Annotated in this window: 1 protein-coding gene and 1 pseudogene; one reads left to right on the top strand and one right to left on the bottom strand. The window is 72.1% G+C overall.

Annotated features, from left to right (window positions below):
* Positions 1-104: 104 nt before the first annotated feature.
* Positions 105-1,292, top strand: a complete 1,188-nt coding sequence (gene metC, locus FV222_RS25955) for a cystathionine beta-lyase (protein WP_147762796.1) — start codon at positions 105-107, stop codon at positions 1,290-1,292.
* A gap of 7 nt (positions 1,293-1,299) precedes the next feature.
* Here the strand turns inward: metC and FV222_RS31585 are convergent.
* Positions 1,300-1,450, bottom strand: a pseudogene (locus FV222_RS31585) (pyridoxamine 5'-phosphate oxidase); the annotation flags it as partial.

Below are 1,450 nucleotides of genomic sequence, written 5' to 3'. Positions count from 1 at the left end.
GGCTTACGAAGGGGCTTGCCGGGGGGCCTACCAAGTCGGGCGCTTGACCTCCGCCGGGTTGCCGGGCTTCGATCGCCCGATCGCAGCCCGAACCCATGGCGACCATGTCCAAGCCTTCGTCCAAGACCGCCGAGTCGTTCGGGGTCGCGACGCGCCTCGTCCATGCTGGGCGCGATCCGTCGGCGCAGCACGGGTTCGTCAACACGCCGATCTATCGCGGCTCCACCGTGCTGTACCCGACCTACGACGACATCGTGCACCGGCGCGGGCGCTACAATTACGGCACCAGCGGTACGCCGACAATGGACGCGCTCACCGACGCGTGGACCGCGTTGGCGGGCGCGGCCGGCACGGTGGCGACGCCCTCGGGCCTGTGCGCGCTTTCCGTCGCGCTGATGGCCTCGGTCTCGGCCGGCGACCACCTGCTCGTCGCCGATTCCGCCTACCGCCCAACCCGGATCTTCTGCGACGGGCTGCTCGCCCGCTTCGGCGTCGAGACGACCTATTACGACCCGCTGGTCGGCGCCGGCATCGCGGGCCTGATGCGCGACAACACCAAGGCGGTGCTCGTCGAGGCGCCGGGCTCGCAGAGCTTCGAGATGCAGGACGTGCCGGCGATCGCCGAGGCGGTCCACGCCCGCGGCGGCACCGTCATCATGGACAACACCTGGGCGACGCCGCTGCTGTTCCCGCCCCACGAGCGCGGCGTCGACATCGCCGTCGAGGCCGGGACCAAGTACCTCAGCGGCGGCTCCGACCTGCTGCTGGGCCTGACCTCGGCCAACGCCACGCATTTCCCGGCGGTGCGGCGGACCTTCGACCAGATCGCCCCCTGCGCCGGCCCTGAGGACATGTTCCTGGCGCTCCGCGGCCTGCGCACGATGAGCCTGCGGCTGCGCGAGCACGGCCGCGCCGGCCTCGAGATGGCGCGGTGGCTCCAGGCGCGGCCGGAGGTGCTGCGCGTCCTCCATCCGGGTCTGCCAGAGGATCCCGGCCACGCGATCTGGACACGCGACTTCTCCGGCGCGTCGGGACTGTTCGGCGTCATCCTCAAGCCGGTCTCGGAGACGGCCCTTGCCGCGATGCTCGACGGCCTGGAGCTGTTCGGGATGGGCTTCTCCTGGGGCGGCTTCGAGAGCCTCGTGATTCCCTTCGACTGCAAGCCCTACCGCACGGCGACGCAGTGGGCGCCCGGCGGCCCGGCCCTGCGCTTCCACATCGGGCTCGAGGACGTCGCCGACCTGAAGGCAGACCTCGACGCGGGGTTCTCGCGGTTGCGGGCAGCGGGCTGAGGCGGCCTCACGGTACCCGCCATTCGCCCTGCCACCCCTCCCCTTCGCGCCGCCAGCCGGCGCGGCGGTGGCCGCGGCGGTCGAGGTAGAGGAAGTCGAGGGCTTCGGCGCGGACGAGCACGGCGGCGAAGTTCGGGCGGCCGGGCGGCGCTTCCGTT

This window comes from Methylobacterium sp. WL103, assembly GCF_008039885.1.
In the GTDB taxonomy this organism is placed as follows: Bacteria; Pseudomonadota; Alphaproteobacteria; order Rhizobiales; family Beijerinckiaceae; genus Methylobacterium; species Methylobacterium cerastii.
This window is presented reverse-complemented; position numbering and strand designations above follow the sequence as displayed.

Coding starts and splice junctions, on each gene's coding strand:
- metC (WP_147762796.1), top strand. CDS start 105: ATGTCCAAGCCTTCGTCCAAGACCGCCGAGTCGTTCGGGGTCGCGACG.